At 65.7% G+C, this 23,613-nt stretch carries 13 protein-coding genes; 9 read left to right on the top strand and 4 right to left on the bottom strand.

Features of this window, described 5'->3' with window-relative positions:
• Nucleotide 1: 1 nt before the first annotated feature.
• Entirely contained in the window at nt 2-12,955 is a 12,954-nt protein-coding gene (locus HU760_RS08680) for a non-ribosomal peptide synthetase (protein WP_186674822.1), read from the bottom strand.
• Nucleotides 12,956-13,493: 538 nt separating this feature from the next.
• Here HU760_RS08680 and HU760_RS08675 point away from each other — a divergent pair.
• Nucleotides 13,494-14,024, top strand: a complete 531-nt coding sequence (locus HU760_RS08675; protein ID WP_186674823.1) for an RNA polymerase factor sigma-70 — start codon at nt 13,494-13,496, stop codon at nt 14,022-14,024.
• Nucleotides 14,025-14,070: 46 nt separating this feature from the next.
• Here the strand turns inward: HU760_RS08675 and HU760_RS08670 are convergent, their stop codons facing one another.
• On the bottom strand, nt 14,071-15,084 hold the full coding sequence (locus tag HU760_RS08670) for a GNAT family N-acetyltransferase (RefSeq protein WP_186674824.1): 1,014 nt from the start codon (nt 15,082-15,084) through the stop codon (nt 14,071-14,073).
• Nucleotides 15,085-15,148: 64 nt separating this feature from the next.
• Complete coding sequence (locus HU760_RS08665; protein ID WP_186674861.1) at nt 15,149-15,949, bottom strand: substrate-binding periplasmic protein; 801 nt, start codon at nt 15,947-15,949, stop codon at nt 15,149-15,151.
• A gap of 171 nt (nt 15,950-16,120) precedes the next feature.
• On the opposite strand from HU760_RS08665, the gene HU760_RS08660 reads away from it, so the two are divergent.
• Both HU760_RS08660 and ppnP read left to right on the top strand, forming a co-directional pair.
• Nucleotides 16,121-16,672 (top strand): 3'-5' exonuclease, encoded by a 552-nt coding sequence (locus HU760_RS08660; protein WP_186674825.1) that lies wholly within the window; start codon nt 16,121-16,123, stop codon nt 16,670-16,672.
• 72 nt (nt 16,673-16,744) lie between these two features.
• The gene (ppnP, locus tag HU760_RS08655; protein ID WP_054884096.1) at nt 16,745-17,029 is read left to right on the top strand and encodes a pyrimidine/purine nucleoside phosphorylase; all 285 of its coding nucleotides are present in this window, start codon (nt 16,745-16,747) and stop codon (nt 17,027-17,029) included.
• 51 nt (nt 17,030-17,080) lie between these two features.
• Here the strand turns inward: ppnP and HU760_RS08650 are convergent, their stop codons facing one another.
• Nucleotides 17,081-17,773 carry an alpha/beta family hydrolase gene (locus HU760_RS08650; protein ID WP_186674826.1) on the bottom strand — a complete coding sequence of 231 codons (693 nt, stop codon included), beginning with the start codon at nt 17,771-17,773 and terminating at the stop codon, nt 17,081-17,083.
• Nucleotides 17,774-17,823: 50 nt separating this feature from the next.
• On the opposite strand from HU760_RS08650, the gene ccoN (HU760_RS08645) reads away from it, so the two are divergent.
• The 6 genes from ccoN (HU760_RS08645) (at nt 17,824) to ccoO (HU760_RS08620) (ending at nt 23,610) form a co-directional block, all read left to right on the top strand.
• Nucleotides 17,824-19,248, top strand: coding sequence for a cytochrome-c oxidase, cbb3-type subunit I (gene ccoN, locus HU760_RS08645; protein ID WP_186674827.1), 1,425 nt, complete (start codon nt 17,824-17,826; stop codon nt 19,246-19,248).
• Nucleotides 19,249-19,261: 13 nt separating this feature from the next.
• Entirely contained in the window at nt 19,262-19,870 is a 609-nt protein-coding gene (gene ccoO / locus HU760_RS08640) for a cytochrome-c oxidase, cbb3-type subunit II (RefSeq protein WP_186674828.1), read from the top strand.
• A gap of 5 nt (nt 19,871-19,875) precedes the next feature.
• Nucleotides 19,876-20,067: a cbb3-type cytochrome oxidase subunit 3 gene (locus tag HU760_RS08635; protein WP_186674862.1), complete on the top strand. Its 192-nt coding sequence runs from the start codon at nt 19,876-19,878 to the stop codon at nt 20,065-20,067.
• Nucleotides 20,064-21,005, top strand: coding sequence for a cytochrome-c oxidase, cbb3-type subunit III (ccoP, locus tag HU760_RS08630; protein WP_186674829.1), 942 nt, complete (start codon nt 20,064-20,066; stop codon nt 21,003-21,005). The genes HU760_RS08635 and ccoP overlap by 4 nt, the downstream gene beginning before the upstream one ends.
• Before the next feature lie 554 nt (nt 21,006-21,559).
• A complete protein-coding gene (gene ccoN / locus HU760_RS08625; RefSeq protein WP_170030923.1) occupies nt 21,560-23,002 on the top strand; it encodes a cytochrome-c oxidase, cbb3-type subunit I in 1,443 nt (480 codons plus the stop codon).
• Nucleotides 23,002-23,610 (top strand): cytochrome-c oxidase, cbb3-type subunit II, encoded by a 609-nt coding sequence (gene ccoO / locus HU760_RS08620; RefSeq protein ID WP_114170174.1) that lies wholly within the window; start codon nt 23,002-23,004, stop codon nt 23,608-23,610. Before ccoN (HU760_RS08625) ends, ccoO (HU760_RS08620) begins: the two co-directional genes overlap by 1 nt.
• Nucleotides 23,611-23,613: the final 3 nt, after the last annotated feature.

Below are 23,613 nucleotides of genomic sequence, written 5' to 3'. Positions count from 1 at the left end.
GTCACAACCCCTCAAGCTCGGCCATCAGGTCACTCAGCCGATCGACCTTGGCTTCATCCAGCGCACTGCCCTGCAGGCCCTGCACATATTCGGCCAGCTCCGCCACCGTGGTGCACTCGAACATCGCCCGCAGCGGCACATTCAACTGCAACTGCTTCTGCACCCGCGAGGCGATCTGCGTAGCCAGGAGCGAATGCCCGCCCAGTTCGAAAAAGTTGTCATGCACCCCGATCCGCCCGGCCTTGAGCACATCGGCCCAGATATCCGCCAGCAGCGCCTCCAGCTCATTGCGCGGTGCCTGGTAGGCCTGGCTGTGCTGGCCACCGATGTCGATGGCCGGCAAGGCGTTGCGGTCGAGCTTGCCGTTGGCGTTGTGCGGCAGGCTGTCGAACCAGCCCCAGTGCAGCGGTACCATGTACTCCGGCAACTCGGCACGCAGGCGCTGCTTGAGCTGCTCCAGCAATGTGGCATCGGCACTGAAGCCCTGGTGTGCCACCAGGTAGCCCACCAGGTACTTGCCATTGACGCCCTCTTGCACGCCAACGGCAGCGTCGCGGATCTCGACCTGCTCGTGCAGGCGCGCTTCGATCTCGCCCAGTTCGATACGGTAGCCACGGATCTTCACCTGGTGGTCGATGCGCCCGATGTACGCCAGCACGCCATCCGGTCGCTGCCGCGCCAGGTCACCGGTGCGGTACAAGCGCTCGCCTGCTGCACCATGGGGATGCGGGATGAACGCCAGCGCGGTCCGCACCGGGTCGCCGACATAACCGCGGCCGACGCCGGTGCCGGCCACGCACAGTTCACCCACCGCCCCCAACGGCACCAATGCCTGCTCCTCGTCGAACAGGTAAAGGCGGTTGTTGTCGGTCGGCCGGCCAATCGGCAGATAGCTGCCGTGGGTCGAGGCAGTATCGACGCGGAAGAATGCCACGTCGTCGGAGCACTCCGCCGGGCCGTAGGCATTGACCAGGCCGATCTGCGGGTAACGCTGCAGCCATTGCGCGGCCAGCTCCGGCGGCATGGCTTCGCCGGTCGGCAGCATCCAGCGCAGGCCGTCGAGGGCCTGGTGGTCGTTGGCCAGCATGCCCTGGATCAGCGACGGCACGCTTTCCAGCACAGTGATGCCGGTGGCCTGTACATGCGCCAGCAGGGCCTGCGGGTCATGGGCGATCGCGTTCGGCACGATCTCCACCCTGGCGCCGAACAGCGGCGCGGCAAGGAACTGCCATACCGAGATGTCGAAGCTCTGCGAGGCGGTCTGGGCGATCACGTCGTGCTCAGTGAGCGCCAGGCAGGGTACCTTGCTCAGCTGGTTGTTGAGCATGCCGCGCTGCTCGACCATCACCCCTTTCGGCAGGCCGGTTGAGCCTGAGGTGTAGATGACATAGGCAAGGTTGCCCGGGGCGCTATGGATGCCTGGGTTGTGGCTGGCCACCGGGCTGGCCTGGATGTCTTCCCACACCACCAACTGTGGGCGTGCCGCTGCCTCCAGCGCTTCCAGCAACTGCCGAGCTTGCCCGGCACAGGCCGCGCTGCACACCAGCACGGGGGCTCGGCTGAGCTGGAGGATGCCTTGCAGGCGCGCCGACGGCAGGCCCGGGTCCAGCGGCAGGTAGCCAGCGCCAGCCTTGAAGCTGCCGACGATCATGCCCAGCAACGGCAGCCCACGCTCGGCCAGCAGTGCCACCGGTTGGTCCACTTTCACACCTGCGCCAACCAGGGCATGGCCCAGGCGGTTGGCCGCCAGGTTCAACCCGGCATAGTCATAGCTCGCCTCCAGGCAGCGAGCCACGGTACGTTGCGGGTGCGCCGCCACCTGCGCCTCGAACTGGGCGATGTAGCTCTGCTGCAGCGGGTAGGCACGCGTGGTGCGGTTGCAGTCCTCGAGCAGGAAGCGCTGTTCCTCGGCGCCCAGCAGCGGCAGCGCACTCACCTCCTCGGCAAAGCCTTGCACCAGCGCCAGCAGCAGGCGCTTGAACTCGGCCAGCAGGCGCTCGACGGTCGGGTAGTCGAAGTAACGCTGGTCGAACGACAGGTGCAGGCCAAGGTCATCACCCGGATAGCACACCGCCGTCAACGGGAAGTTGGTGTGGGTGCGGCCCGAGTCGGAACTGGCGTTGAGGTGTTGGGCATGATCGAGCACGGCGGCTTCGACCGGCGCATTCTCGAACACGAACAGGCTGTCGAACAGCGGCTGGCCCTTGGGCAGTTCGCTGCATTCCTGGATCGCTACCAGCGGCAGGTATTCGTACTCGCGCAGCTCCATGTTGCGCTCCAGCAGGCCTTGCAACCACTGGCGCACGCTGCAACGCTGGCCGGCCGCCGGCAATTGCACGCGCAGGGCGACGCTGTTGATGAACAGGCCGACAGTGCGCTGCATCTGCGGCAGGCTCACCGGGCGCCCGGCCACGGTCACGCCAAACACCACGTCACGGTCGCCGCTGTAGCGCGCCAGCACCAGGGCCCAGGCCGCCTGGGCAAAGGTGTTGACGGTAAGCTGATGAGCCTGGGCCAGTTCGCGCAGGCGCACGCCGTCGTCTACCGCCAGGCGGGTGTAGCAGTCACCGACGACCATGCCGCTGCCGGCGTGTTCGTGGCGTAGCGGGCGGTCACTGGGAATGGCGGTGGCGCGCTCGAAGCCTGCCAGGTTGGCCTGCCACCAGGCGCGGGCGTCGTCCAGGCCCTGGTGTTGCAGCCAGCCGATGTAGTCGCGGTAGCGCGGCGGCACCGGCAGTCGGGCCTGACGGCCCTCACCGAGGGCCTGGTAGATTTCGAAGAAGTCGTTCATCAACAGCGAGCGGCACCAGGCGTCGATCAGGATGTGGTGATTGCTCATCATGAACCAGTAGCGCTCATCGGCCACGCGCACCAGGCGCAGGTGGAAAGGCGCTTCGCTGAGCAAGGCGAAGCCAGCCTCGCGCTCCTGCTTGTGCAGGGCCTGCAGGCGCTGCTCCTGGGCGTCTTCATCGAGGTCGCGCCAGTCCTGGTAGTCCAGCGGCGTGTTGCCTGGTTTATGGATGATCTGCAGCATCGCCTCGCCGGTGTTCCAGCTGAACGATGCGCGCAACGCCTCATGCCGTGCCACCACCGCTTGCCAGGCCTGGGCGAAGCGTTCAGGGTCAAGGGCACTGTTGATGCGGTAGCGGTCCTGCATGTAGTAGAGGCCGGTGCCCGGTTCCAGCAGGGTGTGCAACAGCATGCCTTCCTGCATCGGCGTCAGCGGGTAGACATCCTCGATCTGCGCAGCCGGCACCGGCAAGGCGTCGATCTGCGCCTGGGTCAGGTGCGCCAGCGGGAAGTCGGACGGCGTGAAACTGCCGTTGCCATCGGCCAGGCAATGCTCGACCAGCGCCAGCAGCTCCTGGCGATAGGCCTCGGCCAGGCTGGCGATGGTCTGCTCGTCATAGCGTTCGGCGCTGAAGGTCCAGCGCAATTGCAGGGCACCGCCATACACCTGGCCATCGACACTCAGCCAGTTGGGCAACGGCGCATCGGCGGCGTGGGCCTGGCCGGCGGGGGTGTCCAGCGGCTGGAACAGCGCCGCGCTGTCGAACTGCTGGTCGAACTGGCCCAGGTAGTTGAAGGTGACGCGCGCCTGCGGCAAGGCCGCCATCTGCTCGCGTACGGTCGCATCGGCCAGATAGCGCAGCACACCGTAGCCCAGGCCTTTGTGCGGCACCTGGCGCAGTTGCTCCTTGATGCGCTTGATCGAAGCGGCCCGCGCCGCGTCGTCCTGGCCCGGCAGCGGGCGCAGGCTGAGTGGGTAGGCACTGGTGAACCAGCCGACGCTGCGGGTCAGGTCCATGTCTTCGAACAACTCGTCGCGGCCATGGCCTTCCAGCTGTACCAACACCGCTTCATCGCCGCTCCAGCGGCATACGGTGCGCGCCAGCGCAGTCAGCAGCAGGTCGTTGACCTGGGTGTGGTACGCCGCCGGGGCCTGCTGCAGCAACTGCCGGGTCTGCTGCGCATCCAGGCTGATGGCCAGGGTACGGGCATGGCGCTGCTGGTTGCCGCCCTGCGGGTGATCGCACGGCAGTTCGTGACGCACGCCCGCAAGCTGGCCCTGCCACCAGCCCAGCTCGTCGCGCAACGAATCGCTGCCGGCATAGCTGGCCAGGCGTGCCGCCCAGTCGCCCATGGCGTGGGTCTTGGCCGGCAACGGCTGACCACGGTACAACGCCTGCAGGTCTTCCAGCAGCACCCGCCAGGATACACCATCCACCACCAGGTGATGGATCGCCAGCAACAGGCGCTGGCTGCCCTGCCCGTCACGCACCAGCAAGGCGCGCAGCAATGGGCCCTGCTGCAGGTCGAGACTGCGTTGCAGGTCGGTGTACAGCGCCTGGCAATCGGCGAAGTCGGCTACTGTCGCGCTCCACAGCAATTGCCCGGCGCCTGGCGGGGCGTACGTGGCCTGCCAGCGGCCGTTGGTTTCGCTGAAACGCAGGCGCAGGCTGTCGTGGTGCCGCACCAGGGCGGCCAGGGCCTGCTCCAGTACCGCTTCGTCCAGCGCTTGGCGAGCTTGCAGCAGCACCGCCTGGTTCCAGTGCTGCGGCTGCGGCACGTCAGTGTCGAAGAACCAGTGCTGGATCGGAGTCAGGCCGACCTGCCCCTGGCGCAGGCCCTGGTCGAGGCTGCGGGTGGCTTCGCTGTGGCGAACGACGGTCGCCAGGGTCTGGATGGTCTGGTGCTGGAACAGGTCGCGCGGCGTGAACTGCAGGCCAGCCTGGCGGGCCCGGCTGACCACCTGGATCGACAGGATCGAATCGCCGCCCAGTTCGAAGAAGTTGTCCTGCACGCCGACCCGGGCCAGGTTCAGCACATCGCACCAGATCTGCACCAGTTGCGCTTCAAGCACATTGGCAGGGGCCTGATAGTGCTGGCGGGCCTGCTCCAGGTCTGGCAGCGGCAGCGCGCGGCGGTCGAGTTTGCCGTTGCCCATCAGCGGCAGGCTGTCGAGCAGGACCAGGTGGGCGGGCACCATGTAGTCCGGCAGGTGACGCCGGGCCTCGGCCTTTACCGCTTCACGCAGCCGACCCTGGGCCGCGCTGTCGGCAGCCGCCTGCCGGCATACCAGGTACCCCACCAGTTGCTTGCCACCCGGCAAGTCGAGGGCCAGCACCACGGCTTCCTCGACCTCGGCATGCGCCTTCAGGCGGCTTTCGATTTCCCCGAGCTCGATGCGGAAGCCGCGAATCTTTACCTGCTGGTCGGCACGCCCCACGTACTCGACCAGGCCATCGCTGCCCAGGCGCACCAGGTCACCGGTGCGGTACAGGCGCCCGCCTGCGGCACTGAACGGGTCGGCAACGAAGCGCTCGGCGCTGAGCCCGGGGCGGTCGTGGTAACCCTGGGCCAGGCCGGCACCGCCGACATACAGTTCGCCGATCCCGCCTTGCGGCAACAGGGCAAGGTTTTCGTCGAGGATATAGGCCGTGCGGCTGCCGACAACACGGCCGATCGGCACGCTGCCGAGGTCCGCCGGCAGCGTGTCCGGTGCCAGGCAGGCCAGTGGCATGACCACGGTTTCGGTCGGGCCGTAGGCGTTGAACAACTGCTGCGGCGCAAACGCCTGGCGAATGCGCTGCAGGTGCTCGCCGGTCAGCGCTTCGCCACCGGTGATCACCAGGCGTACCGGCAACTGCTCGCCCTGCCCGGCCAGGTACTGCGCCAACTGGCTGCCGTAGCTGGGCGTGAAGCCGAGGATGCTGACCTGCTGCTCGCGTACCAGCTGGCAGATGTCCTCGGCCCCCCACCGCCCCTGGGCGCGCAACACCACGCGGGCACCGCACAGCAGAGGCACCCACAGGCGTTCGCTGGCAGCATCGAAGTTGATCGAATAGAAGTGCAGCTCGCAGTCGTCGCCGCGCATGCCAAATGCCGAGATCACCGCCTGGCAGTGCATGGCGAATTCGCCGTGGCTGACGACGACGCCCTTTGGCTTGCCGGTGGAACCGGAGGTGTAGATCAGGTAAGCCTGGTGCTGCGCCAGGTTGCGGTTGTCCAGTGGCGCATCGCTGTAGGCCGACAGGCTGGCGGTGTCGTCTTCCAGGCTCCAGCACGCCACCCCTTCGGGCAGCCCGCCGAGCGTTTGCAGCAGCGCGCGCTGGCTCAGCAACAGGCCAATGCGACTGTCTTCGATCATGTAGCGCAGGCGGTCGAGCGGGTATTCGGGGTCGAGCGGCACGTAGGCGCCACCGGCCTTGAGGATGGCCAGCAAACCGACCACCATGTGCAGCGAGCGCTCCAGCGCCAGGCCCACGCGCACCTGCGGGCCGACCCCGCGTTCGCGCAGGGCGCGGGCCAGGCGGTTGGCTTGCTGGTCGAGCTCGGCATAGGTGAGGTGCTGGCCGGCAAAGGTCAGCGCAGTGGCTTGCGGGGTGCGCGCTGCCTGGGCGGCGAACAGGCCGTGCAGGGTCTGGTCGAAGTCGTGTGCATGCTCGCCCTGCAACTGGCCCGCCAGCACCTGTTGCTCGGCGCTGCCCAGCATCGGCAGTTCGCACAGGCGTTGCTGCGGGTCGTCCAGCAGGCCGACCAGCAGCCGCTGCCAGTGCTCGGCCATGCGGACGATGCGCGGCTCGTCGAACAGGTCGCGGCTGTAGGTCAGGCAGCAGTTCAGGCGCCCATCAAGGTCGGTCACCTCCAGGTACAGGTCGAACTTGGTGGCGCTGGCATCGTTGACCAGGTAATCCACCTGCATGCCGGCCAGCGTGCGGCTTTGCTGGAAAGCCCAGCGCTGTACGTTGCACATGACCTGGAACAGCGGGTTGTAGGCGCTGCTGCGCGGTGGCTGCAGGGCTTCCACCAACTGCTCGAATGGCAGGTCCTGGTGCGACTGGCCCTCGATGGCAGCCTGGCGCACCTGCTCCAGCAAGGCATGGGCAGTCATCTGCCCGTCAACTTCGCAACGCAGCACCTGGGTATTGAGGAACGCACCGATCAGGCCTTCGCTTTCCGGGCGGATGCGGTTGGCCACCGGCGCGCCGATGCGCAGGTCGCGCTGGCCGCTGTACCGGTGCAGCAAGGCGGCCAGGGTGGCGGTCATGGTCATGAACAGGGTCAGGCCGCGCTGGCGGTTGAAGGCGTGCACGCGGGCGACCAGCGCCGGGTCCAGTTCGAAGCGATACAGCTCGCCACGGTGGCTTTGCAGCGGCGGACGTGGGCGGTCGGCAGGCAGTGCCAGTACCGGGTGCTCATCGCCCAGACGGGCCTGCCAGTAGGCCAGCTGGCGCGCACCCTCGCCACTTTCCAGCCATTGCCGTTGCCACAGGCTGTAGTCCAGGTACTGCACCGGCAGCGGAGGTAGTGGCGATTCGCGGTCATCGACGAAGGCTTCGTACAACTCGCCCAGTTCGCGGGCGAAGATGTCCATGGCCCAACCTTCGGTGACGATGTGATGCAGGGTTAGCACGAAGAAATGCTCACGCTCTTCGGCCTTGACCAGGCAGGCGCGCAGCAGCGGGCCGCGCTCCAGGTCGAAGGGCTGGTGCGCCTGATCGTCGGCCAGTTGCCGCAGGCGTTGCTGGCGGGTGGCGTCAGGCAACGCGCTGAAGTCCAGCCAGTCCAGGTGCAGGCTGGCGTCTTGCGCCACGCACTGGTACGGCACGCCGTCGATGCTCGGGAAGGTAGTGCGCAAGGTTTCATGACGCACCACCAGCGCCTGCAGTGCACGCTCGAAGGCTTCCACATGCAGGGTACCGCGCAGGCGCGCCATGCCACCGACGTTGTATGCCGGGCTGTCCGGCTGCATCTGCCAGAGGAACCACATGCGTTGCTGCGAGTACGACAGCGGCACGGCCTGACGGCGGTCGACGCGGGCGATTTCGCCTTGCAGGTTGCGCTCGCCGGCGCCGCGGATACGGGCGATCTCGGCACAGAAGGCGCCCAGTTCGCTGGCATCGAACAGGGCCTTGAGCGGCAGCTCGACATCGCAGGCCTGGCGGGTGCGCGAAACGATCTGGGTGGCCAGCAGCGAGTGGCCGCCGAGGGCGAAGAAGTCATCCTGCAGGCCGACCCGCGGCAGGTTCAGCACCTCGCGCCAGATGGCCGCGACCTGCTGCTGCAATGCGCTTTGTGGCGCGACGTGCTCACGCTGCTGCCACACCGGGGCCGGCAGCGCCTTGCGTTCGACCTTGCCGCTGGGGCCCAGCGGCATCTGCGCCAGCGGGACGAGTTGTGCCGGCACCATATAGGCCGGCAACTGTTCGGCCAGCACCGCCAGCAACTCGGCTGGCTGGGCGCTGCCGCAGTAGTAGCCGACCAGTTGCGCGCCGACCGCGTCCTGGTGCACCAGCACCAGCGCCTGTTCGACACCCGCTTGCGCCAGCAGGCAGGCCTGGACTTCCTCGGGCTCGACGCGGAAACCACGCACCTTGACCTGCTGGTCGAGGCGGCCGAGGTACTCCAGGGCCTCGGTCTGTACCTGCCAGCGGGCACGGTCGCCACTGCGGTACAGGCGTTCGCCATGGCCATCGGCCCGGGGCACGAAGCGCTCGGCGGTAAGGCCCGGCCGGCCCAGGTAACCACGGGCCAGGCCGGCACCGCCAAGGTACAGCTCGCCCGGCACACCGGGGGCTGCGAGTTCAAGTTCGTCGTCCAGCACGCGGCACAGCACATTGGCCAACGGGCGGCCGATCGGCGAACGCGCGCCATCCGCCGCCTGGCAGTGCCAATGGGTGACGTTGATGGCGGTTTCGGTCGGGCCGTACCGGTTGTGCAACTGTGCCTGCGGCAGCACCTGCAGCACGCGGTCACGCAGCGCGGCGGGCAACGCCTCACCCCCGGAAAACACCCGGCGCAGGCTGGTACAGGCCTGTGCCTGCGGCTCCTGGACAAACACCTGCAGCAGTGGCGGCACGAAATGCAGCGTGGTCACACCATGGGCCTGCACCAACGCGGCGATGCGCTGCGGGTCACGGTGCTCACCGGGGCCGGCAAGCACCAGCTTGCAGCCTGTGACCAGGGGCCAGAAGCACTCCCACACCGAAACATCGAAGCTGACAGGTGCCTTCTGCATCAGCACGTCGCTGTCGTTCAGCGCATAAGTGGCCTGCATCCATTGCAGGCGTTCGGCCAGTGCCGCGTGGGTGTTGCCTACGCCCTTGGGCTGGCCGGTGGAGCCGGAGGTGTAGATCACGTACGCCAGGTTGTCGCCGTGCAGATGCAGCCCTGGTGCATGGCTGGGCCAGCTGTCCAGGTGCAGCTGGTCGAGGGCGATGGCGCTGAGCCCGTCGACCTGCGGCAGCTTGCCCAGCAGGCCGCTGTGGCTCAGCAGCAGGCTGGCGCCGCAGTCGGCGAGCATGTAGGCCAGGCGCTCGGCGGGATAATCGACGTCCAGCGGCACATAGGCACCACCGGCCTTGAGAATCGCCAGCAGGCCGACCAACAGTTGCGGCGAGCGCTCGATGGCAATGGCCACGCAGGTATCGGGGCCAACCCCCTTGTCGCGCAGGTAATGGGCCAGGCGGTTGGCTTGCTGGTGCAGCTCGGCATAATCCAGGCTGCCCCCCTCCCAGACCAGCGCGATGTGCTGCGGGGTCTGCCGCGCCTGTTCATTGAGCTGCTCGACCAGCAGACGCTGCGGCGCCGGGGCCGGTGCCTGGCCCCAACCCAGCAGTTGCCTGCGGCCTGGCTCGTCGAGCAGCTGGACCTCGCCCAGGGCGCTCTGCGGCGCGGCGCACACCTGTTCCAGCAGGGCCAGCAGGTGCTGGGCCAGCCTTTCGATGGTACTGGCTTCGAACAGCTCGGCGGCATAGTCGAAGGCCAGGCTCAGGCGGCCCTGATGGTCTTCTTCACTGTGCAGCTGCAAGTCGAACTTGGCCTCGCGGCTGTGCCACGGCAATTCTTCGGCCAGCAGGCCAGGCAGGCGGCGCAGGGCCGACAGGTCGCGTTGCTGGTGGTTGAACATGACCTGGAACAGGCCTTGCTCGCGCGCCTCGGGCAAGGCTTCGACCAGTTGCTCGAACGGCAGGTCCTGGTTGGCCTGGGCTTCCAGGGTGGCTTGGCGCACCTGGGCCAGCAACTGGCTGAACGGCTGGCGGCCATCGAGTTGCGCGCGCATCACCTGGGTATTGATGAAGAAGCCGACCATGCCCTGGGTTTCCAGGCGCGGGCGGTTGGCGTTGGGCACGCCGACGCGGATATCGGCCTGGCCGCTGTAACGGTACAGCAGCGCCTGCCATCCGGCCAGCAAGACCATGAACAGGCTGGCTTGCTGCTCGCGCGCCAGGCCCCTGAGCGCCTCGGCGAGGCTGGCCGGCACCTTCACGCTCAACCGGGCAGCCCGGTGGTCGCGCAGGCTGGCGCGCGGCTGGTCGGTGCACAAGTCGAGCACCGGCGTTTCATCGCCCAGGCGCGCCTGCCAGTAGTGCAACTGGCGCTCGGCCTCGCCTGCGGCCAGCCACTGCCGCTGCCAGCTGGCGTAATCGGCGTAACCCAGGGGCAGCGGCGCCAGGTTGGCCTCCATGCCCTGGCAGTGGGCGGCGTATGACCTGGCGAATTCCTCCAGCAGGATATTCAGTGACCAGCCGTCAGCGACGATGTGATGCAGGGTCATCCACAGCTGATGGTCTTCATCGCCCAGGTGCACCAGGGTCACCCGCAGCAGCGGCCCCTGGGTCAGGTCGAATGGCTGGCAGGCTTCCGCCTCGCGCCGGGCAGCGACCTGTTCGGGCGCCTGGCCTTCGAGGTCCAGGCGCCGCAGGTGGAATGGCGCTGACGGCAGGATGCGTTGCAGGGCCTGGCCGTGTTCTTCGCTGAACACGGTACGCAGTGATTCATGGCGCTGCACCAGCGCCTGGAAGGCCGCTTCCAGGGCGCGTTGATCCAGCTCGCCACGCAAGTGCAGGCCAGCCGGAATGTTGTAGGCCGCTGCCTGCGGCTGTAACTGCCACAGTAGCCACAAGCGGTTTTGCGCCGGTGATTGGGGCAATGCCCGGGCGCGCGCCAGCGGGGCGATGGCAGTGGCTGGCGCGCCGCCGGCAGCGAGCAGGGCCGCCACTGCCTGGCTGTAGTCGGCCAGCACCGGCGCCTCGAACAATGTCGCCAGGGTGAGCGTGATGCCCAGCTCGTCGGCCAGGCGAGCGGTGGCCTGGGTGGCGGCGATGGAGTTGCCGCCCAGCAGCAGGAAGTGGTCGTCTGCCGCCACTGTCTCCACCTTGAGGATGTCGCACCATACGCTGGCGATGCGCGCCTGCAGCGCATCAGCGGTTGCCGATCTGGCGTCGGCTGGGTGCTGGTCAGGGAACCTGGCATAGCAATCCAGGCTGCCATCGGCCATGCGCAAGCGGCAGGCCGAACGTTGCAACTTGCCGCTGGAGGTCTTCGGCAATGCCCCGGGGTTCAGCAGCAGGACCACCGCCGGGGCTTGGCGGCAGGCATCGGCGACGACCTGGCGCAGGGTCTTGATCAGGTCATGGGGCTTGACCGCCTTTTGCACGTTGCGACTGACTTCCACCGCCACGCCGATGCCCTCCTCACCCTGGTGCTCGACGGCAAATACTGCCACCCGGCCTTTGCGCAGCACCTCGACTTCGCGTTCGAGGGTTTTTTCCAGGTCCTGTGGGTAGAGGTTCTGCCCGCGTACGATCAGCAGGTCTTTCAGGCGCCCGCTGACGAACACTTCGCCTGCACGCATGAAGCCCAGGTCGCCGGTACGCAGCCAGGTCTGGCCGTCCATTTCGACGAACGTACGGGCGCTGGCCTGCGGATTGCGCCAGTAGCCTCGGGCGATGCTCGGGCCGCTGGCCCAGATCTCGCCGACCTGGTTGTCGCCCAGCACCTGCAGGTGTTGCGGTTCGACTATGCGCAGCGCATGCCCGGGCTGCGGGTAGCCGCAACTCATCAGCACGCTGCCCTGGCCCGGCTCGGCGCGGTTGGCGGCGAAAGCCTCGGCGTCCAGTTCCAGTGCGGCGATACCCTGGCCACGGCGGCTACCGCTGACGAACAGGGTCGCTTCGGCCAGGCCGTAGCTGGCGAAGAAGCTCTGCGGGTCGAAGCCGCAGGCGCGGAACTTGTCGGCGAAGGTGGCCAGGCTGTCCTGGCGGATCGGCTCGGAGCCGGAATACGCCACGCGCCAGCGGCTCAGGTCGAGCCCGGCCAGGGCGGCTGCGCTGACCCGCTCGCTGCACAGGCGGTAGGCAAAGTCGGGGCCACCGCTGATGGTGCCGCCGTACTCGCTGATGGCCTGCAACCAGCGCAGCGGGCGGGCCAGGAAGTAGCCCGGCGACATCAGCACGCAGGGCACACCGCTGAAAATCGGCTGCAGCAGGCCGCCGATCAGGCCCATGTCGTGGTACAGCGGCAGCCAGCTGACGATGACGTCGTCGGGGTTGAGGTCGATGCCGAAACCGCGGCGGATCAATTGCTCGTTGGCCACCAGGTTGCCATGGCTGACCTGCACGCCCTTGGGCAGCGCGGTGGAGCCGGAAGTGTACTGCAGGAAGGCGATGTCTTCTGCCTTGAGCGCCGGCTCGCGCCAGTTCGCAGCCAGCGCCGGGTCCAGGCCGTCCACCGCCAGCAGCGCGGGGGCGTTGGCCGTGGCCAGCGCCTCCAGGCCCTGCAGGCTCCCCTCCAGCGCCGCCACGGTCAGCAGCAGGCGCGGCTCGGCGTCGTCGATGATCGACAGCAAACGTTGCTGGTGGTGCTGGCGCGTCGACTCCGGCGGGTAGGCCGGCACCGCGATCACGCCGGCATACAGGCAGCCAAAGAACGCCGCCACGTAGTCCGGCCCGCTGGGGAACAACAGCACTGCACGGTCACCAAAACCGGCCCGCGCCTGCAACGCGGCGGCGATGGTGCGCGCGCGCTGGTCGAGTTCACGGTAGCTGAGCACGGCCTGCTCACCGGGAGCGTCGGCCAGAAAGCGCAAGGCGATCCGCTCCGGGGTCTGTGCGGCGCGTTGCGCCAGGGCCTGGGCCAGCGAGAGCGGGAGTTCGAAGGCGTCCGTCATGGGGGTGTTCCTGCCAGTGTCGGGTGGGTCGGGCCGGCTGCTGCGCAAAGGTGGGGCGAGCAGCGTACGGCGGCCGGATGTACACAGGGGAACGTATGGGCAGGGGGAGAAATTAGCGGGGTCTGGCTTGGCAGGTGTGGCGCCTCGGAGATCGCGCGCCGCCCGCGCGGCGCATCGCGGATAAATCCGCTCCTACATTGGTTTCAGGCCAATCATTCCTGGAGGATTTGCGCGAAGGCGCTCTGGCGCATCACGTGATAGCGCGTCGTATGAACCAGGCGGTCGCGCGCACCTGCCACAGGCATTACTGGCCCGAAACAAACGTAGGAGCGGATTTATCCGCGATGCGCCGCGCGGGCGGCGCTCGATCTCCCAGGCGCCACACCTCCCAAGGCATGCCTTCCCGAAACCAGAATCATGTCGTAATAATTACATTTCTCATTTGACAATTATTATCACTATGAATAGGTTGTCGCACGTCATAGGAAGCTTCCCACAGCTGGAAGCCTCCTTTCCCCTCTGTGACAAGGTGATTTCCATGGCGGAACAACTATCCACAAGTAAGTGCGATTCACCATTACTGCAGGCCTTCGTCGACAATCGCAGCATCCTGGTCAAGATCGCCGCGCGCATTACCGGCTGCCGGTCGCGCGCCGAAGATGTGGTGCAGGATGCCTTTTTCCGGCTCAGCGCCGCCCCACAGATCACCTCGTCGTTCAAGGCGCAGTTGAGCTACCTGTTCCAGATCGTGCGCAACCTGGCCATCGACCACTACCGCAAGCAGGCGATGGAGCTGAAGTACTCAGGCAGCGAGGAGGAAGGCCTGAATGTGGTGGTGCAGAATGCCTCGCCTGAGGCCACCCACATCAACCTGGCCGCGCTGGATGATATTGCCGAGGCGCTGAGCCAACTGCCACAGCGCACCCGCTATGCCTTCGAGATGTACCGCCTGCACGGGGTGCCGCAGAAGGACATTGCCAAGGAACTGGGTGTGTCGCCGACGCTGGTCAATTTCATGATCCGCGATGCACTGGTGCATTGCCGCAAGATGGCCGGTCGCCAGGCCTGAGACACCAACCTTGAGCATGCCGGGGCGCTTCACGCCCCTCGGGCCCTCAGACCAATTTACAGCTATCGAAAAACCGCTCCCGCCCCAGAATCATCAGCGCCGCCCGTTTGTGCGGGAAGTCGAACTCCTTGTCGCAATGGAAGCACTGGTCATGCATATAGCCGATCATCCTGGCGTTGTCGGCACGTGGCTCGGCCACCACCCGCTGGGTACGAGGGTCGTCGAGGAACAGGTAGTGCACCAGTGCCGAGAGCCAGCTGGCCACCTTGTGCGGCCCGCGATGGCGCTCCTCTCCCACCAGCATGTGGATACCGCGGTCGTAGTCCTCGGCCGGGTAGAACGGCGCAATGCGGTCTTCCTTGGCCCAGTAGGCTTCAAAATAGGCAAACGGCTCATCGTCGAAGCAGCCGATCAGGGTCAGGCTATGCGGGTCGGCCTGGAGCTTGCCGAGGTACTCGCGGTGCTGCGCCAGCGTGCCACCCTCCTGCCAGAACGCCTCCACGCGCGGATTGTTCTGCCAGCGGTTGAAGCGCTCCAGGTCCGCCTCGATCTCCAGGGTGCGCAACGACACCCAACTGCCCAGGCGCGCATCGAAACGCCGGTACACCTCGCCACGGGGTTTGGGCGCGCGGCGCGGATGGCGCTTGCCGTTGCTGAACTGCATCTGCTGCGGATACGCCACACGGCCCGACTCGCCCAGCCAGGGTTGTGGCAACTGCCAGAACAGCGCGCGCTCGCACAGGTACTGGCCAGGTTGCTCGGTGGCCAGCAGCAGGCCGCTGAGCAACGCCTGCACAGGTACCTCTGGCAGGTGCCAGGCCAGGCGCTGGCAAGCGCTATCGCGGGACAACAACCAATAGCAGGCAGCCCACAAAGCCTGCTCGGGGCGCTGCGGGCACACGTGTCCGGGGTAAAGATGCAAGGTTGCGCCAGCCTCAAGGCGCAAGCGGATCAACGGGCGGCCTTCGAGGGACAGGCTCAACCAGCTGTCTCCCTCCTCGGCACTGAGGCTGCGCCAGCGCGGCGCTGAATGGGGCTGCGAAGCGGCATTGAACGGCATGGGCTTGGCTCACGGCAATGAAGAAAAAGGCTCACTGCTGAAAACGTTGCCACCTGGCGGTAATTTAGTCGCGCGTGGGGACCAGCGTGATGCGGTAGGGCTCGAAGATACGCGCCAGTTCGCCGCTGTCGCGCAGGCCGCGCAGCAGCGTCGCGAACGACTGCTCGCCGATCGGTGCGCCAGGGCGCAGCAAGGCGTAGTGGTGGTAGACCTGGTCAATGCGCTGCGAAGGCAACAGCTGCTCGCGGCTGGCCGGGTTGCGCGCCAGGAAATCGCTGAGGTAGGACCGCGTGACCAGGGCAATGTCGGCACGCCCGGCCTGCACCATCAACAGGTTGCTGTCATGCGAATAGGTCAGGGTCGCGTTGTAGGTCTTGCGCAGGTAGTCCGGGTCCGGGTTGAAGCCGGCGAAGGCATAGTGATAACCGTTGAACAGCGCCAGGCGCTTGCCGCGCAGGTCGTCGAAGTAATGCTGATCACGGCCATTGGCCTGGCGGGCGACGAATACTTCGGCATCTTCCAGGCCCATGTCCACGGTCTGGTGGGCAATCTGCTGCCAGCCCCATTGCGGGTTCTCGAAAATGGCCATGTCGGTACGGCCTTGCTGGAAATCACCAAAACGCCGCTGGATCGACGTAGGCACCAGGACAAAGCGGTATTGCTGCTGCGCGCGGTTCAGCGCATCGACCAGCTGCGGCAGCAGGCCAGTGTCGGCACCCTGCTCGGGGCGCACCGTGTAAGGCGGAAAATGTGCCGCGCCGACCTTGACTTCGATGGCGTCAACCGCCCAGGCGGGCGCCGCCAGCCAGAACACGGCCAGCAGCATCAGTGTGGAAAAGGCCTTGAGGCGGGGCGCAGGAATCAAGACGGACACTCATACGGTTCATGCCTGGGTCCGCCTAAGCTAGGCGTTTTCCCGGTCGGATACAACTGTCGCTTGCGCTGTTCTGGTGCCAAAGCCGGGGGCAAATTGCCAGGGGGTGCCGGATGCGCAGAGTTTGGCTACGCTCTAGCAGGATCTGCAAGGGAGCCTGGTATGGGCCAGTGGTTGGTGATCGACCTGGAAGCCACCACCGATGTGGGTGGGTGGCCGGTCACAGAGATGGAAGTCATTGAAATCGGCGCAAGCCTGGTTACCCGCGAAGGCCGCGAAGTCGACCACTTCCAGCGCTTCGTGAAGCCCCGTCGGCGGCCACAGCTCACCCCGTTCTGCCGCGAACTGACGCACATCAGCCAGGCCAGCGTGGACAGTGCCGCCCCCTTCCACGAAGTGTGGGCAAGTTTCGAGCGCTGGCTCGGGCATCACCGTGGGCAGCTGCAGGCCTGGGTCAGCTGGGGCGACTACGACCGCCAGCAGTTGCACCTGGAATGGCAGCAGCATGGGCTGGACAGCCTGCTGCAGACCCTGCCGCACATCAACCTCAAGCAACGCTTCGCCAAGGCCCGTCACCTGCAGCGCCCAACCGGCCTGAACGGTGCCCTGCAACTGGCCGGCATGCACTTTTGCGGGCAGCAGCACCGGGCCCTGGAAGATGCGCGCAATACCGCACGGCTGCTGCCCTTGAGCCTTCCCGCCAACGGCCCCTGAAAGCAGATGACGGGGCTTGTGGGCTTGGGCATACTGGCCAGCCCTTTTCCATCCCCTTTTCAGGAGTCGCCCATGTTCAAGGTCAACGAGTACTTCAACGGCACCGTCAAGTCGATCGCCTTCGCTGGCGAAGAAGGCCCGGCCACTGTCGGTGTGATGGCCCCGGGCGAATACGAGTTCGGTACCGCCAAGCGCGAGATCATGCACGTGGTGTCGGGTGCGCTGACCGTGAAACTGCCGGGTAGCGACAACTGGGAAACTTTCAACGCCGGCGACAAATTCAACGTGCCGGCCGACAGCAAGTTCCAGCTGCAGGTGAAGGTGGATACCGCCTACCTGTGCGAGTACCGCGACTAAGCGCCAGCCTGCTCCGCCCCCTTCGCGGGCTTGCCCGCGAAGACCCCGGCGCTATCGCGCCAGAAACGCTGCAACCTTTTCGGCCGCCGCCTGCAAATGCTGCTCATGGCTGAAGCCCGAGGCCTTCAGCGGCTTCAGGTCATGGTCCCCCGCCACTAGCCAGCTCACCTCGATGGCCGGCGACAGCACATAGCCAGCCACCGTCTCGCGATTGCCCAGTGCATCCCGCTCACCCTGTACGATCAACGTCGGCGTCTTCAGTTCGGCCAAGTGCTCCACCCGTGGCTTTTCCGGCTTGCCCACCGCATGGAACGGGTAGCCCAGGCATACCAGCGCATCCACCCCCAACGCGTCGGCCACCAGGCTGGCCATGCGCCCGCCCATGGACTTGCCACCCACGGCCAACTTGCCCGTGACCAAAGGTCGCACCTGCCGGTACACCTCGCGCCAGCATTCGAGTAGCACCTTCTGCGGGTTCGGCGGCCGCTTGCCACCCCCTGCCCTGCGCTCGGCCATGTACGGGAATTCGAAGCGCACCACCGCTACCCCAAGCGCCGCGAGCCTTCGCGCGATTTCCTCCATGAACCCGCTGTCCATCGGAGCACCTGCGCCGTGGGCCAGGATCAGGCAGCCCTTGTGGCCGTCGTTGCCTTGCACCTGCGGAGGATCGCAGCGCAAGCCTGGGACATTTCCGACCTTCGCCCATTGATCCCCGTCAATACCGGCACTTTGCCCATTAATCATGCTTGCCTCGCTGTAAAGCCTGCCAAATAACCGTGGATGGGAACCCATACATGAACACAACCAGCAGTACCGCCTATAACTACAAGGTGGTCCGCCAATTCGCCATCATGACGGTGGTGTGGGGAATCGTCGGGATGGGGCTCGGCGTCTTCATCGCCGCCCAGCTCGCCTGGCCTTTCCTCAACTTCGACCTCCCCTGGACCAGCTTCGGCCGCCTGCGTCCCCTGCATACCAATGCGGTGATCTTCGCCTTCGGCGGCTGTGCGCTGTTCGCCACCTCCTATTATTCGGTGCAACGCACCTGCCAGACCACCCTGTTCGCACCGGGCCTGGCGGCGTTCACCTTCTGGGGCTGGCAACTGGTGATCCTGCTGGCGGCCATCAGTTTGCCGCTGGGCTACACCAGTTCCAAGGAATACGCCGAACTGGAATGGCCGATCGACATCCTGATCACCATCGTCTGGGTAAGCTACGCCATCGTGTTCTTCGGCACGCTGATGAAGCGCAACACCAAGCACATCTACGTCGGTAACTGGTTCTTCGGCGGCTTCATCCTGACCGTGGCGATGCTGCACGTGGTCAACAACCTGGAATTGCCGGTCAGCCTGACCAAGTCGTACTCGGTCTATGCCGGCGCCACCGACGCCATGGTGCAGTGGTGGTATGGCCACAACGCGGTGGGCTTCTTCCTCACTGCTGGCTTCCTGGGGATGATGTACTACTACGTGCCCAAGCAGGCCGAACGCCCGGTGTACTCCTATCGCCTGTCGATCGTGCACTTCTGGGCGCTGATCACCCTGTACATCTGGGCCGGCCCGCACCACCTGCACTACACCGCCCTGCCCGACTGGGCACAGTCGCTGGGCATGGTGATGTCGCTGATCCTGCTGGCACCGAGCTGGGGCGGCATGATCAACGGCATGATGACCCTGTCCGGCGCCTGGCACAAACTGCGCAGCGATCCGATCCTGCGCTTCCTGGTGGTGTCGCTGGCGTTCTACGGCATGTCCACCTTCGAAGGCCCGATGATGGCCATCAAGACAGTCAACGCCCTGTCCCACTACACCGACTGGACCATCGGCCACGTACACGCCGGCGCCCTCGGCTGGGTGGCAATGATCTCGATCGGTGCCCTGTACCACACCATCCCGAAAGTGTTCGGCAAGGAGCGCATGTACAGCATCGGCCTGATCAACGCGCACTTCTGGCTGGCCACCATCGGCACCGTGCTGTACATCGCCTCGATGTGGGTCAACGGTATCGCCCAGGGCCTGATGTGGCGCGCGGTCAACAGCGACGGCACGCTTACCTATTCGTTCGTGGAAACCCTGGTGGCCAGCCACCCAGGCTTCATCGTGCGCTTCGTCGGCGGTGCGATCTTCCTCAGCGGCATGTTCCTGATGGCCTGGAACACCTGGCGCACCGTGCGTTCGCCGGCGCTCGATGTCGCCCCTGCGAACGCCCAGCTGGCTTGAGGAGACCTGCCTGATGAAACATGAAGTCATCGAGAAAAACGTCGGCCTGCTGGCCCTGCTGATGGTGTTCGCCGTCAGTATCGGCGGCCTGACCCAGATCGTCCCGCTGTTCTTCCAGGACGTCACCAACAAGCCGGTGGAAGGCATGAAGCCCTACACCGCGCTGCAGCTGGAAGGCCGCGACATCTACATCCGCGAAGGCTGCGTGGGCTGCCACTCGCAGATGATCCGCCCGTTCCGCGCCGAGACCGAGCGCTACGGCCACTACTCGGTAGCCGGCGAAAGTGTGTGGGACCACCCGTTCCTGTGGGGCTCAAAGCGTACCGGGCCGGACCTGGCCCGGGTCGGCGGCCGCTACTCGGACGACTGGCACCGCGCGCACCTGTACAACCCGCGCAACGTGGTGCCGGAGTCGAAGATGCCTTCGTACCCGTGGCTGGTGGCGCAGCCGGTCGACAACAGCCACACCGACACCAAGATGCGCACCCTGCGCACCCTCGGCGTGCCGTACAGCGACGACGACATCGCCGGGGCCCGCGATGCGGTCAAGGGCAAGACCGAGATGGACGCCCTGGTCGCCTACCTGCAGGTGCTCGGCACCGCGATCAAGAACAAGAGGTGAGTGCGATGGAAATGGACATCGGCATGATCCGCGGCCTCGGTACCCTGGTGGTGATGGTCGCCTTCATCGGCCTCACCCTGTGGGTATTCAACCACCGCCGCGACCGTGATTTCGCCGAAGCGCGGCTGCTGCCCTTCGTCGACGACCGCCTGCCCCCTGCCGGGCAGGAACCTGCTGTAAGGAGCAATGGGCAATGACCACCTTCTGGAGTACCTACATCAGCGTACTGACCATCGGCAGCCTGATCGGCCTGACCTGGCTGTTGCTTGGCACCCGCAAGGGGCAGAGCAACAGCACCACGGACCAGACCATGGGCCACAGCTTCGACGGCATCGAAGAGTACGACAACCCGCTGCCCAAGTGGTGGTTCTGGCTGTTCGTCGGCACCCTGGTGTTCTCGGTCGGCTACCTGATCCTCTATCCGGGCCTGGGCAACTGGAAGGGCATCCTGCCGGGTTACGAGAATGGCTGGACCGGTGCCAACGAGTGGCAGAAGGAAATGGCCAAGGCCGACGCCAAATTCGGCCCGATCTTCGCCAAATACGCCGCCATGCCCGTGGAAGAAGTCGCCAGGGACCCACAGGCCCTGAAAATGGGCAGCCGCCTGTTCGCTTCCAACTGTTCGGTGTGCCACGGCTCCGACGCCAAGGGTGCCTATGGCTTCCCCAACCTCACCGACCGGGACTGGCGCTGGGGTGGCGACGCGGAAACCATCAAGGCTACGATCATGAACGGCCGCCACGGCGTGATGCCGGCCTGGGCCGAAGTGATCGGCGAGCAGGGCGTGGCGGATGTGGCTGCGTTCGTGCTGACCGACCTCGGTCACCGCAGCCTGCCAGAAGGGGTCAAGGCCGACGCTGCCAAAGGCAAGGCTATCTTCGCCGCCAATTGCGTGGCTTGCCACGGGCCTGAAGGCCAGGGTACCCCGGCCATGGGCGCGCCAAACCTGACCCACCCGCAGGCGTTCATCTATGGTTCGAGCTTTGCCCAGTTGCAGCAGACCATTCGTTATGGTCGCCAGGGTCAGATGCCGGCGCAGGCAGAGATCCAGGGCAACGACAAGGTGCACCTGCTGGCGGCCTATGTGTATAGCCTGTCGCAGGATGCAGCTGGCGAAACCGTGACTGCCAAGTGAGTTCGCCGAGAGAAATTCGGCGCCTGTGAGATCGAGGGCCGCCCGCGCGGCGCATCGCGGATGAATCCGCTCCTACAGTTGCAACGTGCCGAACCTGTTGTGCCATGGTCGCCTGCCATGGCTGTAGGAGCGGATTCATCCGCGATGCGCCGCGCGGGCGGCGCTCGATATCTGCCTCCCCGCAAAAATCAAACCCTCCAGCTGCGTTCCCCGGCACCCTGCCAGCCCTACCCCTCCCCTTGCACCCCCTCCGAACAGAACTAAGCTTGTTGCCTCAGTGGGCTTCGCTGCGAAAGCACCGGAGCAGACGCGGCGCATGGCCTGTCGCCGCCCCGACAAAAGCCTGACCGATCGATCAGAAAAATATGAAAAACGGTACACATTACAAATATTTATTTGTGTACAATCGATCAGGTCCGATTACTGCGGGACATCAGTTGACGGGCTCGGGCACGGGTCGGCGTACCAAAGTTGCGTTGCGGTAACCCCGGTGGTTATCAATACTGGCGCCGATTTTCGACCAACAAGAACATCAAAACCGTGGAACCTTAGCAATGAGCACAGCAATCAGTCCGACTGCTTATAACTACAAGGTCGTCCGCCAGTTCGCCATCATGACGGTGGTCTGGGGGATCCTTGGCATGGGCCTCGGCGTCTTCATCGCCTCGCAGCTGGTGTGGCCGCAACTGAACCTGGACCTGCCCTGGACCAGTTTCGGCCGCCTGCGCCCGCTGCACACCAACCTGGTGATCTTCGCCTTCGGGGGCTGTGCGCTGTTCGGCACCAGCTACTACGTGGTGCAGCGCACCTGCCAGACCCGGCTGATCTCCGACAGCATGGCCGCCTTCACCTTCTGGGGTTGGCAGGCAGTGATCGTCGGTGCGCTGATCACCCTGCCGATGGGCTACACCACCACCAAGGAATACGCCGAGCTCGAGTGGCCGCTGGCGATCCTGCTGGCGATCGTCTGGGTCACCTACGGGCTGGTGTTCTTCGGCACCATCGTCAAGCGCAAGACCAAGCACATCTATGTCGGTAACTGGTTCTACGGCGCCTTCATCGTGGTCACCGCGATGCTGCACATCGTCAACCACATCTCGCTGCCGGTGAGCCTGTTCAAGTCGTACTCGGCCTACTCCGGGGCCACTGATGCGATGATCCAGTGGTGGTACGGCCACAACGCGGTGGGCTTCTTCCTCACCACCGGCTTCCTCGGCATGATGTACTACTTCGTGCCCAAGCAGGCCGAGCGGCCGATCTACTCGTATCGCCTGTCGATCGTGCACTTCTGGGCGCTGATCACCCTGTACATCTGGGCCGGCCCGCACCACCTGCACTACACCGCCCTGCCCGACTGGGCACAGTCGCTGGGCATGGTGATGTCGATCATCCTGCTGGCACCGAGCTGGGGCGGCATGATCAACGGCATGATGACCCTGTCCGGCGCCTGGCACAAACTGCGCACCGACCCGATCCTGCGCTTCCTGGTGGTGTCGCTGGCGTTCTACGGCATGTCCACCTTCGAAGGCCCGATGATGGCCATCAAGACCGTGAACTCGCTGTCGCACTACACCGACTGGACCATCGGCCACGTGCACGCCGGCGCCCTCGGCTGGGTGGCGATGATCTCGATCGGTGCCGTGTACCACATGATCCCGCGCCTGTATGGCCGCGAGCAGATGCACAGCGTCGGCCTGATCAACGCGCACTTCTGGCTGGCCACCATCGGTACCGTGCTGTACATCGCCTCGATGTGGGTCAACGGCATCACCCAGGGCCTGATGTGGCGCGCCATCAACGATGACGGCACCCTCACCTACTCCTTCGTCGAAGCCCTGCAGGCCAGCCACCCTGGCTATATCGTCCGCGCCCTGGGCGGTGCGTTCTTCGCCAGCGGCATGCTGCTGATGGCCTACAACGTGCTGCGTACCGTCCGTGCCGCCAACCCGGCACAGGCAGAGGAAGCCGCCAAGATCGTCGTCGTGGGAGCGCACTGATGAAGCATGAAGCCGTCGAGAAGAACATAGGCCTGCTGGCCTTCTTCATGGTCATCGCCGTCAGTATCGGTGGCCTGACCCAGATCGTCCCGCTGTTTTTCCAGGACGTCACCAACAAACCCGTGGAAGGCATGAAGCCGCGCACCGCGCTGGAGCTTGAAGGCCGCGACATCTACATCCGCGAAGGCTGCGTGGGTTGCCACTCGCAGATGATCCGCCCGTTCCGCGCCGAAACCGAGCGCTACGGCCACTACTCGGTGGCCGGCGAAAGCGTGTGGGACCACCCGTTCCTGTGGGGTTCCAAGCGTACCGGGCCGGACCTGGCCCGGGTCGGTGGCCGCTACTCGGATGACTGGCACCGGGCGCACCTGTACAACCCGCGCAACGTGGTACCTGAATCGAAGATGCCGTCCTACCCGTGGCTGGTCGAGCACAAGCTCGACGGCAAGGACACCGCGAAGAAGATGGAAGTGCTGCGCACCCTCGGCGTGCCTTACACCGACGCCGACATCGCCGGGGCCAGCGACGCGGTCAAGGGCAAGACCGAAATGGACGCCATCGTCGCGTACCTGCAGGGTCTTGGCACCATCATCAAGAGCAAACGGTGAGGC

Source organism: Pseudomonas oryzicola (genome assembly GCF_014269185.2).
In the GTDB taxonomy this organism is placed as follows: domain Bacteria; phylum Pseudomonadota; class Gammaproteobacteria; order Pseudomonadales; family Pseudomonadaceae; genus Aquipseudomonas; species Aquipseudomonas oryzicola.
The sequence above is the reverse complement of the archived record's forward strand: the minus strand, read 5'-3'. Positions and strand labels throughout refer to the sequence as shown.